This window comes from Rhodospirillales bacterium, from assembly GCA_016699855.1.
GTDB lineage: Bacteria > Pseudomonadota > Alphaproteobacteria > Reyranellales > Reyranellaceae.
Genome location: CP064988.1, coordinates 970,008 through 994,692 on the forward strand (window position 1 = coordinate 970,008; position 24,685 = coordinate 994,692).

The 24,685-nt window shown below is 69.7% G+C and carries 21 protein-coding genes; 10 read left to right on the top strand and 11 right to left on the bottom strand.

From position 1 onward, the window contains the following. Positions 1–156 precede the first annotated feature (156 nt). From IPK81_04600 to IPK81_04615, 4 genes are all read left to right on the top strand, one after another. Complete coding sequence (locus IPK81_04600) at positions 157–1,578, top strand: carotenoid oxygenase family protein (GenBank protein ID QQS13524.1); 1,422 nt, start codon at positions 157–159, stop codon at positions 1,576–1,578. Positions 1,579–2,134: 556 nt separating this feature from the next. Beyond that, a complete protein-coding gene (locus IPK81_04605; GenBank protein QQS13525.1) occupies positions 2,135–3,136 on the top strand; it encodes a nitronate monooxygenase in 1,002 nt (333 codons plus the stop codon). 178 nt (positions 3,137–3,314) lie between these two features. Beyond that, on the top strand, positions 3,315–3,878 hold the full coding sequence (locus tag IPK81_04610) for an HNH endonuclease (GenBank protein ID QQS13526.1): 564 nt from the start codon (positions 3,315–3,317) through the stop codon (positions 3,876–3,878). A 195-nt stretch (positions 3,879–4,073) separates the two neighbouring features. Further along, on the top strand, positions 4,074–4,850 hold the full coding sequence (locus IPK81_04615; GenBank protein ID QQS13527.1) for a glucose 1-dehydrogenase: 777 nt from the start codon (positions 4,074–4,076) through the stop codon (positions 4,848–4,850). A gap of 9 nt (positions 4,851–4,859) precedes the next feature. Here the strand turns inward: IPK81_04615 and IPK81_04620 are convergent, their stop codons facing one another. From IPK81_04620 to IPK81_04630, 3 genes are read right to left on the bottom strand one after another with little or no spacing between them, the layout of a single operon-like run. Then, positions 4,860–5,456 (bottom strand): demethoxyubiquinone hydroxylase family protein, encoded by a 597-nt coding sequence (locus IPK81_04620; GenBank protein QQS13528.1) that lies wholly within the window; start codon positions 5,454–5,456, stop codon positions 4,860–4,862. Positions 5,457–5,466: 10 nt separating this feature from the next. Further along, complete coding sequence (locus IPK81_04625; GenBank protein QQS13529.1) at positions 5,467–5,970, bottom strand: disulfide bond formation protein B; 504 nt, start codon at positions 5,968–5,970, stop codon at positions 5,467–5,469. A gap of 57 nt (positions 5,971–6,027) precedes the next feature. Further along, positions 6,028–6,609, bottom strand: coding sequence for a DedA family protein (locus IPK81_04630; protein ID QQS13530.1), 582 nt, complete (start codon positions 6,607–6,609; stop codon positions 6,028–6,030). 260 nt (positions 6,610–6,869) lie between these two features. Between IPK81_04630 and IPK81_04635 the strand changes: the two genes are divergently transcribed. The 4 genes from IPK81_04635 (at position 6,870) to IPK81_04650 (ending at position 13,035) form a co-directional block, all read left to right on the top strand. Continuing rightward, complete coding sequence (locus IPK81_04635) at positions 6,870–8,102, top strand: efflux RND transporter periplasmic adaptor subunit (GenBank protein QQS13531.1); 1,233 nt, start codon at positions 6,870–6,872, stop codon at positions 8,100–8,102. Between the two features lie 18 nt (positions 8,103–8,120). After that, the gene (locus IPK81_04640; protein ID QQS13532.1) at positions 8,121–11,231 is read left to right on the top strand and encodes an efflux RND transporter permease subunit; all 3,111 of its coding nucleotides are present in this window, start codon (positions 8,121–8,123) and stop codon (positions 11,229–11,231) included. Between the two features lie 10 nt (positions 11,232–11,241). Then, positions 11,242–11,844: a 2-hydroxychromene-2-carboxylate isomerase gene (locus tag IPK81_04645; GenBank protein ID QQS13533.1), complete on the top strand. Its 603-nt coding sequence runs from the start codon at positions 11,242–11,244 to the stop codon at positions 11,842–11,844. Between the two features lie 63 nt (positions 11,845–11,907). Further along, positions 11,908–13,035: a beta-lactamase family protein gene (locus IPK81_04650; protein QQS13534.1), complete on the top strand. Its 1,128-nt coding sequence runs from the start codon at positions 11,908–11,910 to the stop codon at positions 13,033–13,035. Here IPK81_04650 and IPK81_04655 read toward each other — a convergent pair. Next, positions 13,032–14,258, bottom strand: a complete 1,227-nt coding sequence (locus IPK81_04655; protein ID QQS13535.1) for an MFS transporter — start codon at positions 14,256–14,258, stop codon at positions 13,032–13,034. The genes IPK81_04650 and IPK81_04655 overlap by 4 nt on opposite strands. Before the next feature lie 116 nt (positions 14,259–14,374). Between IPK81_04655 and IPK81_04660 the strand changes: the two genes are divergently transcribed. Continuing rightward, positions 14,375–15,100: a hypothetical protein gene (locus IPK81_04660; protein QQS13536.1), complete on the top strand. Its 726-nt coding sequence runs from the start codon at positions 14,375–14,377 to the stop codon at positions 15,098–15,100. Positions 15,101–15,195: 95 nt separating this feature from the next. Next, positions 15,196–15,822 carry an NYN domain-containing protein gene (locus tag IPK81_04665; GenBank protein ID QQS13537.1) on the top strand — a complete coding sequence of 209 codons (627 nt, stop codon included), beginning with the start codon at positions 15,196–15,198 and terminating at the stop codon, positions 15,820–15,822. Between the two features lie 5 nt (positions 15,823–15,827). On the opposite strand, the gene IPK81_04670 is transcribed toward IPK81_04665, so the two are convergent. The 7 genes from IPK81_04670 to IPK81_04700 all read right to left on the bottom strand — a co-directional run bounded on the left by IPK81_04670 (position 15,828) and on the right by IPK81_04700 (position 24,683). After that, complete coding sequence (locus IPK81_04670) at positions 15,828–17,063, bottom strand: ABC transporter permease (protein QQS13538.1); 1,236 nt, start codon at positions 17,061–17,063, stop codon at positions 15,828–15,830. Then, the gene (locus IPK81_04675) at positions 17,060–17,815 is read right to left on the bottom strand and encodes an ABC transporter ATP-binding protein (GenBank protein ID QQS13539.1); all 756 of its coding nucleotides are present in this window, start codon (positions 17,813–17,815) and stop codon (positions 17,060–17,062) included. Before IPK81_04675 ends, IPK81_04670 begins: the two co-directional genes overlap by 4 nt. Next, positions 17,794–19,440, bottom strand: a complete 1,647-nt coding sequence (locus tag IPK81_04680) for an HlyD family secretion protein (GenBank protein QQS13540.1) — start codon at positions 19,438–19,440, stop codon at positions 17,794–17,796. The genes IPK81_04675 and IPK81_04680 overlap by 22 nt, the downstream gene beginning before the upstream one ends. Positions 19,441–19,533: 93 nt before the next feature. Beyond that, positions 19,534–20,754, bottom strand: coding sequence for an ABC transporter substrate-binding protein (locus tag IPK81_04685; GenBank protein ID QQS13541.1), 1,221 nt, complete (start codon positions 20,752–20,754; stop codon positions 19,534–19,536). Between the two features lie 167 nt (positions 20,755–20,921). After that, complete coding sequence (locus IPK81_04690) at positions 20,922–22,142, bottom strand: ABC transporter substrate-binding protein (GenBank protein QQS13542.1); 1,221 nt, start codon at positions 22,140–22,142, stop codon at positions 20,922–20,924. 180 nt (positions 22,143–22,322) lie between these two features. Continuing rightward, on the bottom strand, positions 22,323–23,540 hold the full coding sequence (locus IPK81_04695) for an ABC transporter substrate-binding protein (protein QQS13543.1): 1,218 nt from the start codon (positions 23,538–23,540) through the stop codon (positions 22,323–22,325). Positions 23,541–23,624: 84 nt separating this feature from the next. Continuing rightward, positions 23,625–24,683, bottom strand: a complete 1,059-nt coding sequence (locus IPK81_04700; GenBank protein QQS13544.1) for a branched-chain amino acid ABC transporter permease — start codon at positions 24,681–24,683, stop codon at positions 23,625–23,627. Between the last annotated feature and the right edge of the window lie 2 nt (positions 24,684–24,685).

Sequence of the window (24,685 nt, forward strand, 5' to 3'; positions counted from 1 at the left end):
CCAGCGGCCGGCCCGGCGCGTTCCGGCACGCGGTGGACGGCACCGTCGACCGATCTGTGGAAATCCGCCGCACGGGCGCTTGATTTTATAAATTCACACTGTTACCGTTAACGATATCGGCGCACTGGCGCCACGTTCCCATGACGGGAGGACGACATGGCCAAGGCGTTCCCGACCGACGATCCGTTCCTGCGCGGCTACTACGCGCCGCTGCACATGGAATGCGACGCCGCCGACCTGCCGGTGACGGGCGAGATTCCGAAGGACCTCCTCGGCACGCTCTACCGCAACGGCCCCAACCCGCAATTCGCGCCGCGCGGCTTCCACCATTGGTTCGCCGGCGACGGCATGCTGCACGCCTTCCACGTCGAGGACGGCCGCGTTTCCTACAAGAACCGCTGGGTCCGGACGCCGAAATGGGAACTGGAGCACGCCGCCGGAGAGGCGCTGATCGGCGCCTTCGGCAATCCCCGCTGGACCGACCAGAAGCACTGGGGCTTCGACTCGACCATCGCCAACACCAACGTCGTCTGGCACGGCGACCGGCTGCTGGCGCTGGAGGAGGCGCACGCGCCGTTCGAGGTCGATCCGGCGACGCTGATGGCGAAGGGCTACCGCGACTGGGACGGCGGCGTCGGCCGCTTCACCGCGCATCCCAAGATGGATCCGGCCAACGGCGAGATGGTGGCTTTCGCCTATTCGGCGGCGGGACGCTTCACGCCGGAGATCGACTACATCGTGGTCGGCGCCGACGGCGCGCTGAAACGCCGCGAGCGCTTCGCCGGCCCCTACCCGTCGATGATCCACGATTTCGTCGTCACCGCGAACCACGTGATCTTCCCGGTGTTCCCGCTGACGGGGTCGATCGAGCGGGCGATGAAAGGCGCGCCGGCCTTCGCGTGGGAGCCCGACAAGGGCGCGCATATCGGCATCATGCGCCGCGACGGATCGGTCGCCGACATCCGCTGGTTCACCGGCGAGGCCTGCTACGTGTTCCACCCGATGAACGCGTTCGAGACGGCCGACGGGCGGATCGTCTGCGACATGATGAAATATCCCGTGGCGCCGTTGTTCCCGCGGCCGGACGGCACGCCGTCCTCCGCGACCCAGCCGGTGGCGACGCTGGTGCGCTGGACATTCGACCTCGCCGGCAACACCGATACCTACCGCGAGGAGGCGCTCGATGACCGTCCGGGTGAGTTCCCCAGGCTGGACGAGCGCTTCGCGATGAACGACTACCGCCACGGTTACATGGCGCTGGGCCGCGTCACCGAGGCGGGCCGCGACCGGGGCGCCGGCGAGGGCCTCGGCCATGTCGATCTGCGCACCGGTCGCACGGCGCAGTGGCTGCCAGCGCTGGGCGACGCGGCCGGCGAGCCGGTCTTCGTGCCGCGCTCGGAGTCGGCGGCCGAGGGCGACGGCTGGGTGCTGAGCGTCGTCTACCGCGCGGCCGAGAACCGCAGCGACCTCGCGGTGTTCGACGCGACCGACGTCGGCGCCGGCCCGGTGGCGCTGGCCCATCTCTCGCACCGCGTCCCCGCCGGCTTCCACGGCAACTGGCGCCCCGGGCCGCTGTGACGGGCGGCTCTGGCGATCCAAATCCCTCGCCGCCACGAAGTGGGGGAGAGGGTCGAGCCCATGCGAAGCATGGGAGGGCGAGGTGGTCGCGGTACAGTAGAACATGTCGCAGGAGCGACGCCGAGCGCCGATGTCACGCGTCGTCGATTCCACCGCCACCGCCGCACCCTTCCCGCGCTGCGCGCGGGCCCCTTCCCTCTCCCCCGCTGGCGCGGCGGAGAGGGCCGAAGGCAAAACGCGGACCATCGAAGTGCGCCGCGCGCGAAAATCAGCTGCGGTTTTCGCGACGAAGACGGGGATGGCTTCCCATAGGACGCCGGCGCGGTCCGGGCGGGACCGTGTACGCCGCTTATCCGGACCGACCCGCCGTCCAGCTATTCGTGGTCGCGCCGCCGTCCCGCAAGACGCTCTACCACGCTTGCAAGGGTGGCACGCCGGCGGCGACGTGATCCGCACGGCGGAAACTGCCGTCGCCCGCCCCTCGCCGCCGCCGCCGTGAAGCGCTAGGACTCGGCGGCACCGTTCCAGAACCATCCAAGACACCGGAGTTCCCACCATGGCCCTGCCCGCCGCCCTGCAAGGCAAACTGCGCATCCCCGCCGTCGGCGCCCCGCTGTTCATCCAGTCGAACCCCGACCTGGTGATCGCCCAGTGCAAGGCCGGCATCATCGGCTCGTTCCCAGCGCTCAACGCGCGGCCGAAGGAGATGCTCGAGGAGTGGCTGAAGCGGATCACCGGCGAACTCGGCGAGTACCAGGCCAAGCACCCCGAGAAGAAGGTCGCGCCGTTCGCCGTCAACCAGATCGTGCACGGGTCCAACGACCGGCTGCAGCACGACGTCGAGATGTGCGCCAAGTACAAGGTGCCGGTGCAGATCACCTCGCTGCGCGCGCCGGACGACGTCGTGCCGATCGCCCACAGCTACGGCGGGCTGGTGTTCCACGACGTCATCAACGTCAAGCACGCCAAGCGCGCGCTGCAGGCCGGGGTCGACGGGCTGATCCTCGTCTGCGCCGGCGCCGGCGGCCACGCCGGGGCGCTGTCGCCCTTCGCGCTGGTGCCGGAGGTGCGGCAGTTCTACGACGGCTGCGTCCTGCTGTCGGGCTCGATCGCCAACGGCGCGTCGATCCTCGCGGCCCAGGCGGTCGGCGCCGACCTCGCCTACATCGGCACGCGTTTCACCGCCTCGAAGGAGGCCGGCGCCAGCGACGGCAACAAGAACTGCATCATCGAGAGCAGCGGCGAGGAGATCGTCTACACCAACCTCTTCACCGGGGTGCACGGCAACTACCTGAAGCGCAGCGTCGCCGCCGCCGGCCTCGATCCCGACAACCTGCCGAGCGCCGATAAGAGCAAGATGAACTTCGGCTCCGGCGGCAACATGAAGACCAAGGCGTGGCGCGACATCTGGGGCGCCGGCCAGGGCGTCGGCCAGATCTTCGACGCGCCGCCGGCCGGCGAGATCGTCGACCGTCTCGCCGCCGAGTACGAGCAGGCGCGCGCGGCGTTGTTCGCCGGCGAGCCGGTGCCGACCCAACTCAAGGTCGCCGCCGAATAGCGGCCGCGGCGGCGTCCACACCGACGTGACGCGCCGATGACGACCCGCCGCGCGGCGGCCTCGGCCGACCGCGCCGCGGGCGCTTCCAGATGTTGTGCGGCGCCGATCTTTGGGCCACTATCCGGCCCCATGACGAGCGAAACTGCATACACGCGGTTGGTCGCGCAGAGTACCGGCGATGTCTCCGGCGCCTGAATCCTGTCCGGCGCTGGTGCTGAACGCCGACTTCCGGCCGCTCTCGTATTTCCCCTTGTCCTTGTGGTCCTGGCAGGACGCCGTCAAAGCGGTGTTCCTCGACCGCGTCGCCGTGGTCGCCGAGTACGACCGGCGCATCCACAGCCCCAGCATCGAGATGAAGCTGCCCAGCGTCATCGCGCTGAAGGAGTACGTGCCGTCGGAACGCCGGCCGGCCTTCACGCGGTTCAACGTGTTCCTGCGCGACAGCTTCTCGTGCCAGTATTGCGGCGAAGGTTTCCCGGCGCACGACCTGACGTTCGACCATGTCGTGCCGCGCTCAAAGGGCGGCCACACGACGTGGCGCAACGTCGTGACGGCGTGCAGCCCGTGCAACCTCGTGAAGGGCAACCGCCTGCCGCACCAGGCGCACATGCATCCCATCCGCGCGCCCTACGAACCCAACTCGATCGAGCTGCGGGAGAACGGGCGCGCGTTCCCGCCGAACTACCTGCACGAGAGCTGGCGCGACTACCTGTACTGGGACAGCGAGCTCGATCCGGTCTGACGCGGCGCTCGGCGCCATGCGGACGCCCACGCGCGTGCCGATGGGGACAGCGACTGTCAGTCCGAACGCGGCGAGAGATCCAGGCGCCGCCCTTGGATCCGTCGCGACAGCCGCGATGACAGGTATTCCGGATAGACGACGCGCAGCGCTCCGGACGACGCGCGCGCCGGACTGGCGACAAGCGGAGGGAACGAGATGGGCGATCGCGTGGCGGGCAAGGTGGCGCTGGTGACCGGCGCGGCGTCGGGACTGGGCAAGGCGACGGCCGAGCGCCTCGCCGAGGAAGGCGCCGCCGTGGTGGTCGCCGACATCCGCCTCGAGCCGGCCGAGGCGGTCGTCGCGGGCATCACGAAGGCCGGCGGGCGCGCGATGTCGCGCAAGCTCGACGTGACGTCGGAGGAGGATTGGATCGGCGCCGTCGCCGCGGCCGAGGCGGCGTTCGGCGGACTAGACGTCGTCGTCAACAACGCCGGCACCGCCGACGGCGCGTGGATCCACAAGCTCACGCTCGAGCAGTGGCGCCGCGTCCACGCCGTCAACCTCGACGGCGTCTTCCTCGGCGTGAAGCACGGCGCCGACGCGATGCGCCGCCGCGGCGGCGGCTCGATCGTCAACATCTCCTCGGTCGCCGGCCTGGTCGGCATCGCCGAGGGCGCCTCGGCCTACTGCGCCAGCAAGGGCGGCGTGACGCTGCTGACCAAGGCGGCGGCGCTGGAGTTCGCGCTGCTCAAGCGCAACATCCGCGTGAACTCGGTGCATCCCGGCTACATGCAGACGCCGATGCTGGACAGCGTCATCGGCGCGTCGCGCGATCCCGGCGCGGCGCGCCAGGCGATGACCGACGGCGAGCCGCTGGGACGCCTCGGCGATCCGCGCGACATCGCCAACGCCGTGCTCTACCTCGCGAGCGACGAGTCGGCGTTCGTGACCGGCTCGCAGATGGTGGTCGACGGCGGCTACTTCGCGAAGTGAGGCGCCCGCTCAGACCCGCGTCGACAACCAGATCGCCAGGCGCGAGCCGGCCTTGACCGCGCCGGTCAGCAGCTCGTAGCCGGGCGCCCGCTCGGCGCCGCTGGCCAGCGCCTCGTCGCGGTGCTCGACCTCCTCGCGGCGGAAGCGCTCGACGGTGTCGCGCAGTTCGGCCTCGTCGTCGCCGAGCCGGTCGCGCTGCGCGGCGTAGTGCACGTCGATCGTCTCCTCGACGGCGACCGTGCAGGCCATCGCCGCCTCGTCGCCGATCAGCGCGGTCGCGGCGCCCAGCGCGAAGCCGGCGACCGACCACACCGGCGTCAGCGCCGTGGGCCGCACGCGGCGCGCCACCAGCGCGCGGTCGAACTCGGCGCGGTGCAGCTTCTCCTGCGCCAGCATGCGCTCGATCTTGCGCGCCGCCGGCGTGGCGCCGCGGCCGGCCCAGCGCAGCGCCGCGAGCTGGCCCTCGTAGATGCGCACGGCGCCGAACTCGCCGGCCTGGTCTACTCGCACGACGCGCTCGACGAACTGTCGCGGTGTCGGATCGCCGGGCTGCCAGCCCTCGGCCGTGCGGCGGTGGTTGACGGGCGGCGTCGGAGGCGTGTCCATCGCCAGCTCCTCAGGCGCGCGCCGCGCAGCGCCATGCGCCGGTCAGCGCCGCCGCGGCGAGCGCGGCCGAGATCAGCGCGTTCCAACCGGCCATCGACAGGCCGAGCAGCGACCACGGGATCTCGTCGCAACGCACCATCTTCGTGCCCAGCACCATGCGGCGCAACTCCTCCAGCGACTTGCCGACGCCCGACGTGGCGCTGCAACCGGCCGGGCCCTGCCACCACTTCCATTCGACGCCGGCGTGGTAGGCGCCGATGCCCGCCGTGGCCAGCAACGCCACTCCCGCCAACGCCAGCAGCGCCACGCGGGCCGGGGTGGCGACCGGCAGCAGCGCGCCCCACGCGAAGGCCAGCACCGCGAGATGCCCGTAGCGCTGCCAGTAGCACATCTGGCACGGCGGCAGGCCGCCGACATGCTGGAACGCCAGCGCGCCCAGCAGCAGCGCGAAGCTGGCCGCCAGCGTGGCTCCGGCCCAGTGGTCGAGGGTGGTCGGGAAGATCGGTCGGCTCATGACGCCAATATGGCCGGTCGGACTGTGTCGCGGGAGTGGCGCGGCCACGCGGCCGCCTTAGAAAATGTACCGGAACGCCACGAAGCCGCCGACAAGCGCGACCAGAAACGCCCAGGTCAGCAGCGTCAGATGGCGCTCGATGAACCGGCGCACCGGTTCGCCGAACCGCCACAGCAGCGCCGCGATCAGGAAGAAGCGGGCGCCCCGGGTCAGGATCGACGCCCAGACGAAGGTGAAGAGGTCGAAATGCGCCGCCCCGCTCGCGATCGTCACCAGCTTGTAGGGGATGGGGGTCAGCCCTTTGACGAGGATGATCCACATCCCGTGGCGGGCGAACCCCTCCCGGAAGCTCTCCATGCCCGCCTGCAAGCCGTACAGGCGCACCACCCAGGCCCCGACGGTCTCGAACAGCCAGTAGCCGATCGCGTACCCCAGCAGGCCGCCCAGCACCGACGCCACCGTGCAGACGGCGGCGATCCGGAAAGCCTTGCGGCGGTCCGCGAGCACCATCGGCACCAGCATGACGTCGGGCGGAATCGGGAAGAAGGAACTTTCCAGGAAGGCGACGGTACCCATCGCTGGAAGCGCGTGCCGGTGTCCGGCCAAGCGGATCACCCAGTCGTACATCGGGCGTATCATAGGGGCGGTTCAATCCTGTCCAACGGGCCGAGCCGCGCGATCGGCGCGAGCCTACAACATATTGTGGTGCACGCGACGACGCCACGTCCGCCCGCGATGTCGCCGCAGCGCGGTAACCGCCCGGAAACAGCGGCGAATTCCGCGGCCGAGGATCGGATATTTCACTGTATGCGCAGCCATTTCACGCTAGACTGCGACCAACAACGACACCGCAGGGATGACGGTGGCGTGTTGCGCCTCCGTCGGCAGGTTTCCTTCCAATGCGCCACAGCGTGACGCTTGCTTCTCTCGCCCTCCTCGCGGGCGCCCTCGGCGGCGCCTGGTGGTGGTTCAACGCCGGCCCCGGTGCCGGCGGCTTCACAGCCTCGACGGCGGGCGGTGGCAAGACCGGGGGGGCCGTGCCGAAGGCGGCGCCGCCGCCGGTACTGGTCGAGGCGGCGGAGGCGCGTGTCGGCACAAGCCGGCGGACCGTGCTCGCGGTGGGAACGTTCCGCTCGTTTGAATCCGTGATGATCCGGCCGGAACTCGCCAGCCGGGTGAAGGAGTTCAACTTCACCGAAGGGCAGAAAGTCGCAAAGGGCCAGGTGCTGGTGCGGCTCGACGCCGCGATCGACGAGGCGACGCTGGCCCAGGCCGAGGCCGCGCTGGCGCTTTCGCGCGCCAACTACGAGCGCGCCGTGTCGCTGGTCGCCCGCCAGGCCGGAACCGAGAAGGCGGTCGACGAAAGCCGCGCGGCGCTGCGGCGCGACGAGGCCGCCGTCCAGCTCGCGAAGGCCCGCGTCGAGAAATTCTCGCTGACGGCACCGTTCGACGGCGTGGTCGGGCTGCGCAAGGTGTCGATCGGCAGCTACCTCCAGGTCGGCGCGGATATCGTCAACCTCGAGCAGATCGATCCGTTGAAGGTCGATTTCCGCGTCCCCGAGACGTTCCTCGCCGCGGTGAAGGTCGGCCAGGCGATCACTTTGACCGTCGACGCCTTCGCCGGCCGCGCGTTCGATGGGAAGGTCTACGCGATCGATCCGCTGGTCGACGAAGCCGGCCGGTCGGTGGTCATCCGCGCGCAGGTCGACAACGCCGCCGCTGTCCTGCGGCCCGGCGTCTTCGCGCGCGTTGCGCTCACCCTGTCGACCCGCGAGAACGCGCTGTTCGTGCCCGAGCAGGCGATCGTGCCGGTCGGCGACCGTCTGCAGGTCTACCGCGTGATCGACGGCAGGTCGACGCCGACCTTCGTCAGCGCCGGCCAGCGCGACAAGGGCGAGGTCGAGATCGTCGAAGGCCTGAAGCCCGGCGACGTGGTGATTACGGCTGGCCATCTGAAGCTGTCGAATCCCGGCATGCGGGTGACCATCGTGCCGGCCGGGGGGACGCGGCCGCCGGGCGGCGCCCCGCCCGCCGCCGGCTCCAAGGCGGAGAAGCCCGGCGGCGCGGCGGCACCGTCGACCGCCAAGACGCCCGGCCCCGCTCCCGGCGGCGGCCAGGGGCGCGGCGGCTGAGCGGCCGGAGGGTTCGACGTGAGACTTCCCGAGATTTCCATCCGCCGGCCGGTCCTGGCCACCGTCATGAGCCTGGCGCTGACGCTGCTGGGCTTGGTGAGCTACCAGCGTCTGTCGATCCGCGAGTACCCGAACATCGACGAGCCGACGCTGACGGTCGACACGACCTACCGCGGCGCCTCCGCCGAGATCGTCGAGAGCCAGGTCACGCAGCCGCTCGAGGAATCTCTCTACGGCATCGACGGCATCGAGCTGATGACGTCGTTCAGCCGCGCCGAGCGCAGCCAGATCACCGTCAAGTTCCGCCTCAGCCGCAACGTCGATTCCGCCGCCGCCGACGTGCGCGACCGCGTCAGCCGCGTGCGCGCGCGCCTTCCGACCGAGATCGACGAGCCGGTGATCGCCAAGGTCGAGGCCGACGCGACGCCGATCCTGTACATCTCGTTCGTCAGCGACACGATTCCGCAGCTCGAGGTCACGGACTACATCGACCGGTTCGTGAAGGACCAGCTGCAGACCATCGACGGCGTGTCGCAGCTGCGGGTTTTCGGCGAGCGCACCTACGCGATGCGCATCTGGCTCGACCGCGTCCGGATGGCGGCGTACCGGGTGACGGTGCAGGACGTCGAGTCGGCGCTGCGCCGGCAGAACGTCGAGGTGCCGTCCGGGCGGATCGAAAGCGCCGACCGTGAGTTCACGATCCTCGCCGAGACCGACCTCCGCACGCCGCGCCAGTTCGAGGACCTGATCCTCCGCGACAACGATGGATACCTCGTGCGCCTCAGCGACGTCGGGCGCGCCGAGCTGGGCGCGCGCGACCAGCGCGTGATCAGCCGGTTCAACGGCAAGCCGGCGGTGAACGTCGGGATCATCAAGCAGTCCACCGCTAATCCGTTGACCGTGGCCCAAGACGCCAAGAAGCGGCTGCCGCAGATCCTCGCCGACCTCCCCGCCGGCATCAGCGCCGAGATCGCCTACGACAGCACCGTCTTCATCGACCGCTCGATCGCCAACGTGTTCCGGACCATCGGCGAGGCGGCGGTGCTCGTGGCGCTGGTCATCTTCCTGTTCCTGCGGTCCCTGCGCGCGACGATCGTCCCGCTGGTCACGATACCGGTGTCGCTGATCGGCACCTTCACGATGATGCTGGTGCTCGGGTTCTCGGTGAACACGCTGACGCTGCTCGCGATGGTCCTCGCGATCGGACTGGTCGTCGACGACGCCATCGTGATGCTCGAGAACATCGCCCGCTACGTCGAGGAGGGCATGGAGCCTTTCGCCGCGGCGCTCAAGGGCTCCCGAGAGATCGCCTTCGCGATCGTCGCGATGACGATCACACTGGCCGCCGTCTACGCTCCGATCGCGTTCCAGACCGGCCGCACCGGCAGGCTTTTCACCGAGTTCGCGCTCACGCTGGCGGGCTCGGTGATTGTCTCGGGATTCATCGCGTTGTCGTTGACGCCGATGATGTGCTCCAAGCTGCTGAAGCACCAGACGAGCCACGGCTGGTTCTACACCTATGGCGAACGCGTGATCAACGGCATGAACGCCGGCTACCGGCGGCTGCTGGGCTGGACGCTGCTCGTGCGTCCCGCCGTGATCGTCGTGGGCCTCGTCGTGGCCGGCGCCGCCGGAGTCCTGTTCCGCATGATCCCGTCCGAACTCGCGCCGTCCGAGGACCGCGGCAGCGTGTCGAACCTGGGCTTCGCGCCGGAGGGTTCGACGCTCGACTACACGGTCGGATACGCCAAGCGCCTCGAGGACGTCTATCTCAACAGCGCCGCCCAGGGCCGTCCGGAGATCAGCGAGAACGTCGAGCGCCTGCTGGTCATCGTCGGCTTCCCCGACGTCACGCGCATCCTCGCGTTCGCGCGTCTGAAGCCCTGGGAGCAGAGGACCGTCAAGCAGCAGCGGATCACCGAGCTGGCGAGGCCGCTGGCGCAGCGCATTCCCGGCGTGCGGGCGTTCCCGATCAATCCGCCCTCGTTCGGCCTGAAGACGAGCGACAAACCCGTGCAGATGGTGCTGCTCACGACGCAGCCCTACGAGGTACTCGACCAGGCAACGAACCAGTTGATGGCGATCGCGAGCACCAACGCATGCCTGACGGCGCTCGACAGCGACCTCAAGCTCAACAAGCCCGACCTCCGCGTCCGGCCGGACCGCGAGAAGGCCGCGCTCCTCGGCATCGAGGTCGACACGATCGGACGCACGCTCGAGACCATGATGGGCGGGCGGCAGGTCACGCGCTTCAAGCGCGAGGGCAAGCAGTACGACGTGATGGTGCAGGTCGCCGACGCCGACCGCACGCGGCCCAACCAGCTCAACGAGATCTTCGTGCGCTCCCGGTCCGGGCAGATGGTGCCGCTCGCCACGTTGATCTCCTACAACGAGACCGTCGCCCCGAAGGAGCTCAACCACTTCAACAAGATGCGCGCCTCGACCGTTTCCGCCAACCTCGTCGGCGGCTGCGCGCTCGGCGACGCCCTGAAGTTCATGGACCAGGGCGCGCGCGCCCTGCCGGACACGATCCGCATCGACTACAACGGCCCGAGCCGCGAGTTCCGGCTGTCGTCCGCCGGTCTCTACATGACGTTCCTCATGGCGCTCGTCTTCATCTTCCTGGTGCTGGCGGCGCAGTTCGAGAGCTTCCGCGACCCGCTCATCATCATGCTGACGGTGCCCCTGACGATGACCGGGGCGCTGCTGGCGCTGTACCTGACCGGCAACACGCTGAACGTCTACAGCCAGATCGGGCTGGTCACCCTGATCGGCCTGATCACCAAGCACGGCATCCTCATCGTCGAGTTCGCGAACCAGCTCCAGGAGCAGGGGATGGCGAAGCGCGAGGCGGTCGAGAACGCCGCCACGCTGCGCCTGCGGCCGATCCTGATGACCACCGGCGCGATGGTGCTGGGCGCCGTGCCGCTGGCCCTCGCCACCGGCGCCGGTGGTGAGAGCCGCCAAGCCATCGGCTGGGTGATCGTTGGCGGCATGACGCTCGGCACGTTGCTGACGTTGTTCGTGGTGCCGACGGCCTACACCTATCTGGCGCGGCAGCGCGCGGCCCACGGCGGCGGCGCGGCGGAGGCGCCCCCGGCCGGCGCGGCGCCGCATCCGGCGGAGTGACGGCCGCGCGATGACCGCGCCGGTGGTGGATTTCTGGTACGAGTTCGGCAGCACCTACTCCTACCTCGCGGCCGAGCGCGTCGAGGGCGTCGCCCGCGTGATGGGCGTGGCGGTGCGCTGGCGGCCGTTCCTGCTCGGCCCGATCTTCGGCGCGCAGGGCTGGACGACGTCGCCGTTCAACCTCTACCCCGCCAAGGGCGCCAACATGTGGCGCGACATGGAGCGGCAGGCGCGCCGCCACAACCTGCTCTGGCGCAGACCGTCGACCCTGCCGCGCAACGGGCTGCGCGCCGCGCGCGTGGCCCTGATCGGCGCCGACGAGGGCTGGATCGCCAATTTCAGCCGCGCCGTGTTCCGCTCCAACTTCATCGAGGATCTCGACATCGGCGAGGCCGATGTGATCGCCGGCGTGCTGGAGCGGCTGCGGCTGCCGGCCGACATCCTCGCGCGCGCCGAGACGGCGGAGAACAAGCTACGGCTCAAGGCGCAGACCGACGCCGCCATCGCGCTGGGCGTCTACGGCGCGCCGTCGTTCAGCGTCGGCGAAGAGCTGTTCTGGGGCCACGACCGCATGGAGCAGGCGTTCGACTGGGCCAAGGCGCCCTGGCTCTGAGGACAGCCGCCCTGCCCACGCGGTAGTGTGGCGCCCGCCACCCACGAGGGAAGGAAACGCAGAATGGCCTATCCGCTTCCGTCCGCCGACATCGCGACGCTCGGCTTCCGCGTCGAGCAGATCGACCGGCTGTGCGCCTTCATCGACAAGCAGATCGCCGACGGCCACTACCCCGGCTGCCAGATCGCGCTGGCGCGGCACGGCAAGCTGGCGATGACGCGCAGCTTCGGCGACGCCACGCTCGATCCCGCGCGCAAGGCCGCCGACGACACGCTGTGGCTGCTGTACTCGAACACCAAGGTCGTGCTCGGCACGACGATGTGGGCGCTGGCCGAGCGCGGCGCCTTCCGCTTCGCCGACCGCGTGTCGGACCACGTCCCCGAATTCTCGCGCAACGGCAAGAAGGAGATCACGCTGCTGCAGGTGCTGACCCACCAGGGCGGCTTCCCCAACGCGGTCGTGCGCAAGGACGCGTGGGACGACCACGCCAAGCTACGGCAGGTCGTGAGCGACTTCTCGCTGGAGTGGACCCCGGGCTCGCGCGTCCACTACCACGGCCTGTCGGCGCACTGGGTCGCCGCCGTCGTGATCGAGGCCGTCACGGGCAAGGATTTCCGCGACGTGGTGCGCGAGCTGCTGATCCACCCGCTCGGCCTCGGCGACGACCTGTTCATGGGCGTCGGGCCGGCCCAGGCGGCGCGCGTGTCGGACATGCACGCGCCGCCGGCCGGCGGCGGGGCGCCGCGCCTCGAGCCCGACAACAACACGCCGGAGTGGCGCCGGGCCGGCATTCCCGGCGGCGGCGCCTACGGCACGGCACGCGCCATGGCGGCGCTGTACCAGATGATGCTGGCCGGCGGCGAACTGGGCGGCGCGCGCATCGTCTCGCCGCGCACGCTGCAATACGCCATCCGCAACTGGACCGGCGACCGCGTCGACGAGTACATGGGCATGCCGATGCACCGCGGCATCGGTCCGCATCTGCGCGGCCAGACCGAGACCATCCGCGGGATGGGCACGTTCGCCTCGCCGCGCGCCTTCGGCCACGGCGGCGTCGGGACGTCCTATTGCTGGGGCGATCCGGATTCGGGCGTGTCGTTCGCCTACATCACCAACAACCGCGTGCCCGATCCGTGGCATAGCTGGCGGCTGGACCACATCGCCAACTTCGTGCACACGGCGATCCTCTAGCCGGGCCGGGTCCGCGCGCGCGTCTCCCACACAAGGCCGGTGGCGCCCGCGCCCAGGGCGGTGAGCGACAGCGCGAAGACGCCGCCGTAGCCGCCGGTGAGATCGTAGGCGAGCCCGCCCAGCCAGGCGCCGGCGGCGGCGCCGACGCCCATGCCGAAGGTGACGAGGCCGTAGATGCGGCCGAGATGCGGGCCGCGGTAGCGGATGGCGGCGAGCGTGGCGATCATCGGCCCACGCGAGCCCATCGTCGATCCGAACAGGACCACGAAGGCGCCCAGCGCGATCCAGTCCGCCGGTCCGCGCACCCACCACAGGGCGGCGATGCCGACGGCGGTGCAGGCGTACGCCGCGACGGCGCCGAAGACGCGCCCGCCGCGGTCGGCGAGCCAGTTAAAGCCGATCATGCCGACCGGCATCAGCACCGCCATCAGCGCGTAGGCGTCGGCCGCGCCCGCGGGGGTGAAGCCGCGTTGGATCAGGTAGGCGTTGACCTGTGGCGTCAGCACGTAGATCGCCACCGAGGTCAGCGCGAAGGTGACGGTCAGGTTCCAGAACGGCGGATCGCGCAGCGCCTGCGCCACCGTCCGCCCGGCGGCGGCGCCGGTCGCACCCGCCGCGCGCGTCGCCATGATCGCGGGATCGCCGGCGGCGATGCGCCGCCACGGCAGCAGAAGCACGAGCGGCGCCAGCGCGAGCACGCCGAACCCGATCGTCGACAGCGCGAAGCGCCAGTCGCGCGCCTCTATCAGGCGCTGCGCCAGCGGCGCGATCAGCATGACGCCGACGCCGTTGGCCGAATACGCCACCGCCAGCGCGGTGCCGAGACGGTCGGTGAACCAGCGGCCGAGGATGGTCGCCTGGAACACACCGCCGAGCGCCGCCGAGCTGCCGCCGAGGCCGACGCCGATCGCCCCGTAGAGCTGCCACAGGGCGTCGGCTCGCGGCGCCAGCAGCGCCGTCGCGCCCGCGCACAGCACGCCGCCGACCGCGACGCCGCGCGGCCCGAGCCGGTCGACAAGCCAACCGGCCAACGGTCCGCCGAAACCGATACCGAGCATGGACGCGCCGTAGATCCCGGTGATCGAGGCGCGGTCGGCGTCGAAGGCGGCCTGCAGCGGCGGCACGAACACCGAGAACGAGTCGTTGAGGCCGCGCGCCACGACGCCGAGCGCGAAGCACAGCGCCACGAGCCCGACCGGCAGCCATCCCCTCCCGCTCCGCACCGCGGTCCTCCGAACGCCATTCGCGGCGCGCAGGGTAGGTGCGAACGACCCGGCGCGCGAGGACCTTGCCCACCGCGCCGACGCACGGCACGTTCGCGCGCGTGGAGGATACGGCCGTGCGCACCATCGTCATCGACCGGCGTTTCAACGGCCCCAAGGGATCCGGCAACGGCGGCTACGTCGCGGGCATTCTCGCCGGACATATCGATCCCGAGGGCGTCGTCGAGGTGACTCTACGCGCGCCCGTTCCGCTCGACACGCCGATGGACCTGTCGCCGGCGGGCGACGGCTACCGGCTGACCGCCGGCGGCCGGTTGATCTGCGAGGCGCGGCGCGCCGCTCTGACGCTGGACGCCCCCGGCGCCGGCGACTGGGCGGAAATGGAGCGGCTGGCGGAGGGCGGCGGCAGCGCCGCCGGCACGGATTTCCACGATTGCCTGGTGTGCGGCCGGGGACGCGCGCCGGGCGACGGACTGCGCGTCTGGGGCGACCGCGCCGCCGGCGGCGGACGCTCGCTGTCGCGCTACCTGCCGCACCCGGTGCACGCCGGTGACGACGGGCGCATCCGGCCGGAGTTCGTGTGGGGCGCGCTGGATTGCCCCGGAGCATGGGCGGCGCAGGACGCCGATGATCGCCGCCCGGCGCTGACCGGCCGCATGACGGCGCGGATATTCGACCGGCCGCGGCCGGGGCTGCGCTGCATGGTGGTCGGCTGGAAGGCCGGTGGCGCCGGCCGGAAGTTGATCTCCGGGACGGCGCTCTACGGCGAGGACGGGACACTCTATGCGCAGGGCGAGTGCGTATGGATCGTGCTGAAGTCCGGTTGTACGTCCGGGGGATGAATCGCCCCTTGCCACACGACGGCGCGCCGGCCTAAAGGGCGGAATTGCCGGCGGCGTCCCTTTGGCGCGCGCCGGCTGTATCGGACGACATATGGATGCCCGCGACCATGTCCAACATGATGCTCAAGACCGTCGTTCTGCTCGACGGCGGCAACCTCCGGAAGAGCGCCCAGGAACTCGGATTCCAGTACCACAACGACTTCGTGGAGCGTTTCGCGTGGTCGTGCGTCGACCATGATCGAGAGCACGTGCTGCGCATCCTGTACTACGATTGCGCGCCGTTCGCGGGCGAGGTCACACTGCCGATCTCCGGCGAGCGCCGGGTCTTCGAGTCGGGCGACGGCTGGTTGCGCGATCTGGCCCAGCGCGAACGTTTCGCTGTGCGACGCGGCGTGCTGAAATTCCGCGGCTACAGGTTGCGCCGCGGCGTGCAGGCGGCGCCCGGCCAGGCGCTGACCGACGACGATTTCGCGCCGGATTTCGAGCAGAAGGGCGTCGACGTGCGGATCGCGCTCGACGTCGCGTCATACGCCCATCTGCCATCGATCGACCAGATCGTGCTGGCGTCGCAGGACACCGACCTGGTGCCGGCGATGAAGTACGCGCGGCGCCTCGGCAAGCAGATGGTGATCGCGTCGCTGGGAAATCTGCGCCGTCTGCCGGGCGAGCTCTACGAGCATTCGGACGACGCGCGCACGATCCTGCCGGAACGCCTGGCCTGACGCGCCTACTCGTGCCGTAGCGCCTCGATCGGATCGAGGCGCGAGGCGCGCTGGGCGGGATAGAAGCCGAAGAACACGCCGATCAGGGCGCTGAAGCCGACCGCGGCGCCGACCACCTCCCACCGGATCAGTGTCGGCCAGCCCGCCAGATGGGCCGCCAGCGCCGAGCCGGCGACGCCCAGCACGACGCCGATGGCGCCGCCGATCGCCGCCAGGGTCGTCGCCTCGATCAGGAACTGGTTGAGGATGTCGCGGCGCCGAGCGCCGATCGCCAGCCGCAGGCCGATCTCGCGCGTCCGCTCGGTCACCGACACCAGCATGATGTTCATGATGCCGATGCCGCCGACCAGCAACGACACGCCGGCGACGGCCGCGAGCAGCACCGCCAGCGTGCGGGCGGACTCCTCCTGGGTCTGCGCCACCTCGGTCAGGTTGCGGATCCAGAAATCGTTCTCCTGCGCCGGCGTCAGCCGGTGGCGTTGGCGCAGCAGCTCGGCCATCTGCCGCTCGGCCTCGGCCATGTCCTCGCCGTCGCGCACCTTCACCAGCAGGGCGGCCACCGCGCGGGCGTTGGCGCGGCTGGTGCCGAGCACCTTCTGCTTGGCGGTCGCCACGGGCACGATGACGGTGTCGTCCTGGTCCTGGCCCTGGGTGTTCTGGCCCTTGCGTGCCAGCGTGCCGACGACGGTGAACGGCGTGGCGCGGACGCGCACGGTCTGGCCGACCGGATCGACGCCCTCGCCGAACAGGTTCCTGGCCACCGTCTCGCCGATCAGGGCGACCTTTCCGGCGCCGGAATACTCCTGCGCCGTGAAGTCGCGGCCGGCCGCCAGCTCCCATTCGCGCGCCTCGAGGTAACCGGGGCCGACGCCGAGCACGACCGTCGACCAGTTGGCGCCGGCGGCGACGATCTGGGCCGAGCCGCGCACCGTGCCGGTGGCGATCTGGATCGCCGGGATCTCGCGCACCAGCGCCGCGCCGTCCTCCTCGGAGAGCGTCCAGCGCGAGCCGACGCCCATGCGCACGCCGCCCGACGTGACGCTGCCGGACACGACGATGATGAGGTTGGCGCCGAGGCTCTGGATCTGCTGCATCACGCGCGCGCGCGCGCCGGAGCCGACCGCGACCATCACGATCACGGCGGTCACGCCGATGATGATCCCGAGCATGGTGAGCACGCTGCGCAGCACGTTGGCGCGCAGGGCGTCGAGCGCCGAACGCAGCGCCTCGACGACGCTCACGCCGCCTCCTCCGGCGCCGCCGCGCCGAGCGCGGCGAGCTGCGCCACTGCGTCGAGCGGCGCCTGGCGGCGGTCGTCGACGACCTTCCCGTCGCGGAACCGCACGACGCGGCTGGCGAAGGCCGCGACGTCGGGCTCGTGGGTCACGATCACGACCGTCTGCCCGCCGCGGTTCAGCGTCTGGAACAACGCCATGATCTCGAGGCTGGTGCGCGTGTCGAGCGCGCCGGTCGGCTCGTCGGCCAGAAGCAGCGCCGGATCGTTGACCAGCGCGCGCGCGATCGCCACGCGCTGCTGCTGCCCGCCGGAGAGCTGCGACGGCCGGTGGTCGACGCGGCCGCCCAGCCCGACCGTCTCGAGCGCGCGCCGGGCGCGGGCCTCGCGCGTCGCCCGGTCGGCGCCGGCGTAGACCATCGGCAGCGCCACGTTCGCGAGCGCCGTCGACCGCGGCAGCAGGTTGAACGACTGGAACACGAAGCCGATCTTGCGGTTGCGCAGCTCCGCCAGCCGGTCGGGCGACAGGCCGGAGACCGCCTCGCCGTCGATCGCGTAGTCGCCCTTGGTCGGGGTGTCGAGGCAGCCCACGAGGTTCATGAAGGTCGACTTGCCGGAGCCCGACGGCCCCATCACGGCCGCGAAATCTCCGCGCGCGATGTCGATCGACACGCGCCGCAGCGCGCGCACGCGCTGGTCGCCCATGACGTAGGTCTTGGCGAGCTCGCGGGTCTCGATCAGCGGCCGGAGGTCGCCCATGCGCGGCCCCGCCGGATCAGAAGCCGAGCCGCGGGCGGCGGCGCCGCGGCCGCCCGCGGACCGCCGCCGACGATCACCTCCAGCCCGGGTTTGACGTCGGGTCCGGAAACCTCGGTGACGTTGCCGTCGGTCGCGCCGAGGCGCACGCGCAGCGTCCGCGGCAGTCCGTCGGGACCGACCACGTGCAGCTCGCCCGGCGCGCCGCCGGCCTGCGCCGCGCGCATCGCCGCGTATTTCGGCTTCTGCTCCGCCGTCAGCATCGCGTCGATCCGCCTCGTGGCCGCCTCGCGGATCTGCGCGAGTTTCGCGCGCCGTTCCTCGGGCGGGGCGCCGCCGGTGAACAGCGCTCGCGTCTCGGCGCCGCTCTGCGCGAAGATCCGGTCGAGTTCCTCCCGCTGCGCCTGATCGAGCGACAGACCTTCGACAAGGGCCTTCTTGAGCGCTTCGGCGCGCGCGCGCGCGTCGCCCCCGCCCGTCTGACCGCCGCCACCGGCCGCCTGGCCGCCGCCGCCGGCCGCAGGGCCCTCGCCGCCAGCGGCGGGCGCCGCCGACGCCACCGCGGCGCGTCCGGGCGGGCGGTACCGCAGCGCGGCGTTCACCACCTTCAACACGTCGTCGCGCTTGTCGGTCGTGATCGTCACGGTCGCGGTCATGCCCGGCAGCAGCTTGAGCTGGCCGTTGTCGGCCGAGATGACGACCGTGTAGGTGATCACGTTCTGGATGTTGATCGGCGCCAACCGGACCTGCGCGACGCGGCCGGGGAAGCGCTCGTTCGGGTAGGCGTTCACCGTGAACCCCACCTCCATGCCCGGACGCACGCGGCCGATGTCCGCCTCGTCGACCGTGGTGTGGACCTCCATCTTCCGAAGGTCCTGCGCGATCGTGAACAGCACTGGGGACTGCAGGCTGGCGGCCACGGTCTGGCCGACGTCGACGTTGCGCTGCACGACCACGCCGTCGATCGGCGAGCGGATGACGGACCGCTTGATGTCGACCTCGACCTGGACGACGGCGGCCTCGCGCTGCTGGACCGACGCCTCCAGGTTCAGCAGCTGCGCCTTCGCGACCTTCAGGCTGGCCTCCGCGGACCGCAGCGCGGCGCGCGCCGAGATGGCGGCGTTGCGCGCCCGTTCGGACTCCGCGACCGGACCGATGCCGCCGCGCGCCAGCGACTCCTTGCGGACGGCGTCGCTCTCGGCGGTGGAGAGCGCGGCCTGGATGTTCTCGATCTCGGCGGCCGCGCGCTCGATCTGCGCCTTCTGGCTCTCGACCTGCGCCCGCGCGGCGGCGAGGTCGGCGCGGGCGGACAGCAGGCGGGCGTCGATCTGCTCGATGTCGAGCCGCGCCAGCTCCTGGTCGGCTTTGACCTGGGTGTTGAAATCCGCCTTCAGCTCGACGATCTGACCGGACAGCTGCGAACCGACCACCACCGACACGACGGGGTTGACCGTGCCGGTCGCGGTGATCGTGCTGACGATCGGCCCCCGCTCGACCTTGGCGAGGCGGTACTTCGGCGGCGGATCGCCGCGCTGGACATAGAAATAGCCTGCGCCGGCGGCGGCCGCGATGGCCAGGCCGCCTATCCAGATCCAGCGTGCGCGCGCCAAGGCGCTGGCTAGGGCCATCGACAGGGACGATCCGATTCGGGACGAACGACGTCCATTCTATACGCCGTGGCGGCGGCCCGCATCCCCGCGGGCCGCGCCAAGGCGCTCCGATCAGGTGCTCTCGCTGGCGATGACTTCGCCGAACAGCTCCCAGGTCTCGCCTTTGAAGCGCTGCAACCGCACGGCCTGGATCGGGAAGAAGTCCGTCGGGCTGGTGTTGATCTTGATGCCGGGAAGCAGCAACGGCACCTCCAGACCGCGCAGGCTGGACGCCTGCTTCATGAGGTTCGCGCGGGTCAGTTCGTTGCCGCAGCGCCTCAGCACCTCGGCCATCGTCGCCGAGACGGCGTAGGCGTAGGCGTTGAAGGAGTCGGACTGGTTGCCGTTCGGGTAGTACTTCGTCATCCAGGCCTTCCACTCCACGAAGTCCGCCGAGGCCGCCCACTGCTTGTCGGTCGGATCCTTCAGGTACGCCGCCGTGATCACTCCCTGACTGGCGTCGAAGCCCGCCGGTTTGAGCACCGAGTTCACCGACGCGGACACGTTGGCGAGGTACTGCACCGGCTTCCAGCCCAGCTCCGCGGCCTTGCGGATCGCCTGCGCCGCCGCCTTCGGAGCGGCGTCGTTGAAGAAGACGTTGGCGCCGGAATCCTTGAGCTGGATGATCTGCGAGTCGACGGTCGGATCGGTCGGCTCGTAGCTCACCGAGCGCGCGACGATCTTCTCGTTCGCCTTGCCGAGCCCGGCCATGAAGCCGCCGACGTAGTCCTTTCCGGAATCGTCGTTCTGCCAGAGGATCGCGACCTTCGGATCCTTGACCGTCGCGAGGATGTGCTTGGCGTAGATGGCGGCCTCCGTGTGGTAGTCGGGCTGCCATCCCATCGTCCACGGAAAGTCCTTGGGATTGCCCCACTTCGACGCGCCGGTCGCGACGAAGAGCTGCGGCACCTTCTTCTGGTTCAGATACTTGTGCACGGCGGTGTTGGTCGGCGTGCCGAGCAGCTGGTAGATCGCGAAGACGTGGTCCTCCTCGACCAGCTTGCGCACCATCTCGACCGTCTTCGGCGGCGTGTAGCCGTCGTCGTAGGTGAGGAAGTTGATCTTGCGGCCGTTGATGCCGCCCTTCTCGTTGACCATCGTCCAGTAGGCCTTGATCGCCAGGCCGATGGAGCCGTAGGCCGACAGCGGGCCGCTGTACGGGTTGGTATGGCCGAGCTTGATCTCGGTGTCGCTGACGCCGGGGTCGTATTTCTTCTGGGCCGCGGCGGGGGCGGCGATGCCCGCGCCAAGGACCGTGCCGCCGGCGATCGCGGCGCGACGTGTGATCTTCATGAGTTTCGCTCCCTATTGCCGGACGCTGCGGCCGGACGGGGCGAATTCTGCACCCGCGCCCGCGCGACCGTAAAGCGCATACGCCCGCGGTCGGCGGCCTCCCGGGACGACGACGGCCGCCGGAACGCCGTCCGGCGGCCGCGACGTCGTGCCGTTCCCGGCGGCGGCTAGCTGCTCTCGGCCGCGAGGATGTCCCCGAACAGCTCCCAGCTCTCGCCCTTGAAGCGCTGCAGCCGCACCGCCTGGACCGGGTAGAAATCGGTCGGGCTGGTGCTGGCGGTGATGCCCGGCAGAAGCAGCGGAATGCGGAGCTTCTTGTGGTTCGCGGCCTGCTTCATCAGGTTCTCGCGGGTCAGGGTGTCACCGCACTTCAGCAGCGTCTGGTGCATGATGAACGACACCGAGTAGGCGTAGACGTAGTTCACGTCCTGGACGTTGCCGCCGGGATTGTACTTCGCCATCCACTCGCGCCACATCTTCATCTCGGCGTCGGCCTCCCACTGCTTGTCCGTGGGGTCCTTCAACCACGCCGCCGTGATGACGCCCTGGACGTTCTCGAAGCCGGCGGGCTTCATCGTCGTCGACACCTGGGCCGAGACGTTGTTCAGGTACTGCACCGGCTTCCACCCGATCTCCGCCGCCTTCTTCATCGACTGCGCGGCGAATTTGGGGATCGAGATGTTGAAGAAGACGTTGGCGCCCGAATCCTTGAGCTGGATCGTCTGCGAGTCCACCGTCGGATCGGTCACCTCGTAGGTGACGTGCTTGACGACCTTGTTGACGTCCTTGCCGAGGCCTTCCTTGAAGCCCTCCCAGTAATCCTTGCCGTAGTCGTCGTTCTGCATCAGCACCGCAATCTTGGCGTCCTTCACGTTCGCCAGGACGTGCTTGGCGTAGATCACCGCCTCGGTGTGGTAGTCGGGCTGGTAGCCCATCGTCCACGGGAACTCCTTCGGCTTGCCCCACTTGGACGCGCCGGTCGCCAGGAAGAGGTGCGGCACCTTCTTCTGGTTCATGTACTTGTGGATCGCCGTGTTGGTCGGCGTGCCCAGCGTGTTGAACATCGCCAGGACCTTCTCCTGCTCGACCAGCTGGCGGACGACCTCGACCGTCTTGGCCGGGTTGTAGCCGTCGTCGAGGGTCACGAACTTGAGGGTCCGGCCGTTGATGCCGCCCTGCTCGTTGACCATCTTCCAGTACGATTCGATGGCCTTGCCGATGATGCCGTAGGACGAGGCCGGGCCCGAGTACGGGTTCGTGTGGCCGATCTTGATCTCCTTGTCGGTCGCGCCCTCGTCGTACTTCTTCTGCGCCAGCGTCCGGCCGGCCGCCAACGCCACGGCGGACGCCGAGGCGCCGCCCAACAGTCCACGTCTGGTGGTTGCCATGTGTCTTCCTCCCTGTCGCCGGGTCGTTGCCCGGACGAGGAAGCATGCGACAACTTCCCGCGGCCGGGAAGCGAAATTCCGCGATGTGGAATCCGTCCATCGGACGGAACGAGCGCCGGAACGAAATCGGCCGCCGGGATCTCTCCCGGCGGCCGATTGGTCAATGTCGGCGTGGTCCGCCTAGCTGCTCTCGGCGGCCAGAACGTCGCCGAACAGCTCCCAGGTCTCGCCTTTGAACCGGGCCAGACGGATCGCCTGGATCGGATAGAAGTCGGTCGGGCTGGTGCTGGCGGTGATGCCGGGCAGCAGAAGCGGCAGCGTTAGCTTCTTGTGGTTGGCGGCCTGCTTCATCAGGTTCTCGCGGGTCAGATCGTCGCCGCACTGCTTGAGCGTCGCCTCCATCAGCGCCGAGACGGCGTATCCGAAGATATACCCGCCGTCGTCGGTGTTGGCGCCGGGCATGTACTTGGCCATGAACGCCCGCCACGTCTTCATGTCGGCGTGGTCGTTCCACTGCTTGTCGGTCGGGTCCATCAGGTAAAGGCCGGTGATCAGGCCCTGGCTGTTGTCGATGCCGGCCGGCTTGAGCGTGGCCGCGACCGACGAGGACACGTTGTTCAGGTAGTGGACCGGCTTCCAGTTGAGGTCGGCCGCCTTGCGGATGGCCTGGGCGGCGAATTTCGGGATCGCGATGTTGAAGAAGACGTTGGCGCCCGAATCCTTGAGCTGGATCATCTGCGAGTCGACGGTCGGATCGGTCGTCTCGTAGGTGACGTGCTTGACGACCTTGTTGGCGTCCTTGCCGAGGCCCTCCTTGAAGCCCTCCCAGTAGTCTTTTCCATAGTCGTCGTTCTGCATCAGCACCGCGATCTTCGCGTCCTTGATGTTGGCAAGGATGTGCTTGGCGTAGATCACGGCCTCGGTGTGATAGTCGGGCTGGAAGCCCATCGTCCACGGGAATTCCTTCGGCTTGCCCCACTTCGACGCGCCGGTGGCGACGAAGAGCTGCGGCACCTTCTTCTGGTTCATGTACTTGTGGATCGCCGTGTTCGTCGGCGTGCCAAGCGTGTTGAAGGTGCACAGCACCTTCTCCTGCTCGACAAGCTGGCGGACCATCTCGACGGTCTTGGCCGGGTTGTAGCCGTCGTCCAGCGTCACGAACTTGACCATGCGGCCGTTGATGCCGCCGCGCTCGTTGACCATCTTCCAGTAGGCTTCGATGCCCTTGCCGATGATGCCGTAGGACGAGGCCGGCCCCGAGTACGGGTTGGTGTGACCGATCTTGATCTCCTTGTCGGTCGCGCCGTCGCTGTACTTCTTCTGCGCCCGGGCGCCCGTCGCGCCCAGCGCCACGGCGGCCGCGCCGCCGCCCAGAACAATACGCCGTGTCGTCGTCATAGTCGGTCCTCCGAAGCTTGGCCGGTCCAACGCCGGCCGTTCCTTTTCACACCCCACCGGCGCGGCGCCGAGGCGCCGCCGGTCTCACCGCCGCAGCCGCCTCAACGCGATCGCGACGCCGCCGACGATCCCCATCGGCATGAAGTACATCAGGACCAGCAGCATGACGCCGTAGATCGCGTAGGCGGAGACGTCGAACGGCACGCCGAGGCCGTTCTTGAAGAAGGTCGAGATCGACTGCGCCGAGTTCGTCACCAGCACGGTGAAGACGCCGCCGACCAGCGAGCCCGCGAGCGATCCGACGCCGCCGACCACGAGGCCGATCAGGAAGGTGATCGACAGGAAGAAGACGAAGCTGTCGGGCGCGACGAAGGCGATGGCGCTGGCCGACAGCGCGCCGGCGACGCCGGTGTACATCGCGCTCAGCCCGAACACCGTCGTCTTGTAGCGCGCCGTGTCGATGCCCATCGTGTCGGCCGCCATGTGGTGGTCGCGGATCGCCATCATGGCGCGTCCGCTGCGGCTGTTGAGGATGTTGGCGGCGATCCAGTACAGCGCGACCAGCACGACCAGCACGTAGTAGTAGAGCCATTGGTCCTCGCTGAGAGGCAAGCCGAACGGCGCCTCCGGCTTGGACAGAACGATGCCCTGCACGCCGCCGGTCAAACCTTCGAGGTGCTTGTACTTGAGCGCCTGCGGCACCGCGAGCGCCAGCGCGAAGGTCGCCAGCGCGAGGTAGTGGCCCTCGAGCTTCAGCGCCGGCATGCCGAACAGGTAGCCGACGACGAAGCACACGCCGGCCGCGACGATCAAAGCCAGCCAGTACGGCGAGTTGACCTTGTCCATCAGGATCGCCGCCGTGTAGGCGCCGACGGCGTAGAACGCGCCGTGGCCGAGCGAGATCTGGCCGTTGAAACCCGTCAGGAGGTTCAGGCCGAGCACGGCGATGCCCGCGATCATCATCGTGCTGATGACGAACAGCCGGTAGTCGCTGACGAGATCCGGCGCGACCGAGCGCACCAGCGGCAGCGCGAACGCGATGGCGATCACCACCCACAGCCACGTCCGGGGCGCCGGACGCGCGGCGGCCTCCGGCTTCGCCGTGGAACCGGGGAGGTCGGCCCGAGCGGGGACGTCGGCCATGG

Bases quoted from the DNA above. Each gene is read 5' to 3' on its own strand.
- IPK81_04600 (QQS13524.1), top strand. From the start codon at position 157: ATGGCCAAGGCGTTCCCGACCGACGATCCGTTCCTGCGCGGCTACTAC.
- IPK81_04605 (QQS13525.1), top strand. From the start codon at position 2,135: ATGGCCCTGCCCGCCGCCCTGCAAGGCAAACTGCGCATCCCCGCCGTC.
- IPK81_04610 (QQS13526.1), top strand. From the start codon at position 3,315: ATGTCTCCGGCGCCTGAATCCTGTCCGGCGCTGGTGCTGAACGCCGAC.
- IPK81_04615 (QQS13527.1), top strand. From the start codon at position 4,074: ATGGGCGATCGCGTGGCGGGCAAGGTGGCGCTGGTGACCGGCGCGGCG.
- IPK81_04620 (QQS13528.1), bottom strand. From the start codon at position 5,456: ATGGACACGCCTCCGACGCCGCCCGTCAACCACCGCCGCACGGCCGAG.
- IPK81_04625 (QQS13529.1), bottom strand. From the start codon at position 5,970: ATGAGCCGACCGATCTTCCCGACCACCCTCGACCACTGGGCCGGAGCC.
- IPK81_04630 (QQS13530.1), bottom strand. From the start codon at position 6,609: ATGATACGCCCGATGTACGACTGGGTGATCCGCTTGGCCGGACACCGG.
- IPK81_04635 (QQS13531.1), top strand. From the start codon at position 6,870: ATGCGCCACAGCGTGACGCTTGCTTCTCTCGCCCTCCTCGCGGGCGCC.
- IPK81_04645 (QQS13533.1), top strand. From the start codon at position 11,242: ATGACCGCGCCGGTGGTGGATTTCTGGTACGAGTTCGGCAGCACCTAC.
- IPK81_04650 (QQS13534.1), top strand. From the start codon at position 11,908: ATGGCCTATCCGCTTCCGTCCGCCGACATCGCGACGCTCGGCTTCCGC.
- IPK81_04665 (QQS13537.1), top strand. From the start codon at position 15,196: ATGCCCGCGACCATGTCCAACATGATGCTCAAGACCGTCGTTCTGCTC.
- IPK81_04675 (QQS13539.1), bottom strand. From the start codon at position 17,815: ATGGGCGACCTCCGGCCGCTGATCGAGACCCGCGAGCTCGCCAAGACC.
- IPK81_04680 (QQS13540.1), bottom strand. From the start codon at position 19,440: ATGGCCCTAGCCAGCGCCTTGGCGCGCGCACGCTGGATCTGGATAGGC.
- IPK81_04685 (QQS13541.1), bottom strand. From the start codon at position 20,754: ATGAAGATCACACGTCGCGCCGCGATCGCCGGCGGCACGGTCCTTGGC.
- IPK81_04690 (QQS13542.1), bottom strand. From the start codon at position 22,142: ATGGCAACCACCAGACGTGGACTGTTGGGCGGCGCCTCGGCGTCCGCC.
- IPK81_04695 (QQS13543.1), bottom strand. From the start codon at position 23,540: ATGACGACGACACGGCGTATTGTTCTGGGCGGCGGCGCGGCCGCCGTG.
- IPK81_04700 (QQS13544.1), bottom strand. From the start codon at position 24,683: ATGGCCGACGTCCCCGCTCGGGCCGACCTCCCCGGTTCCACGGCGAAG.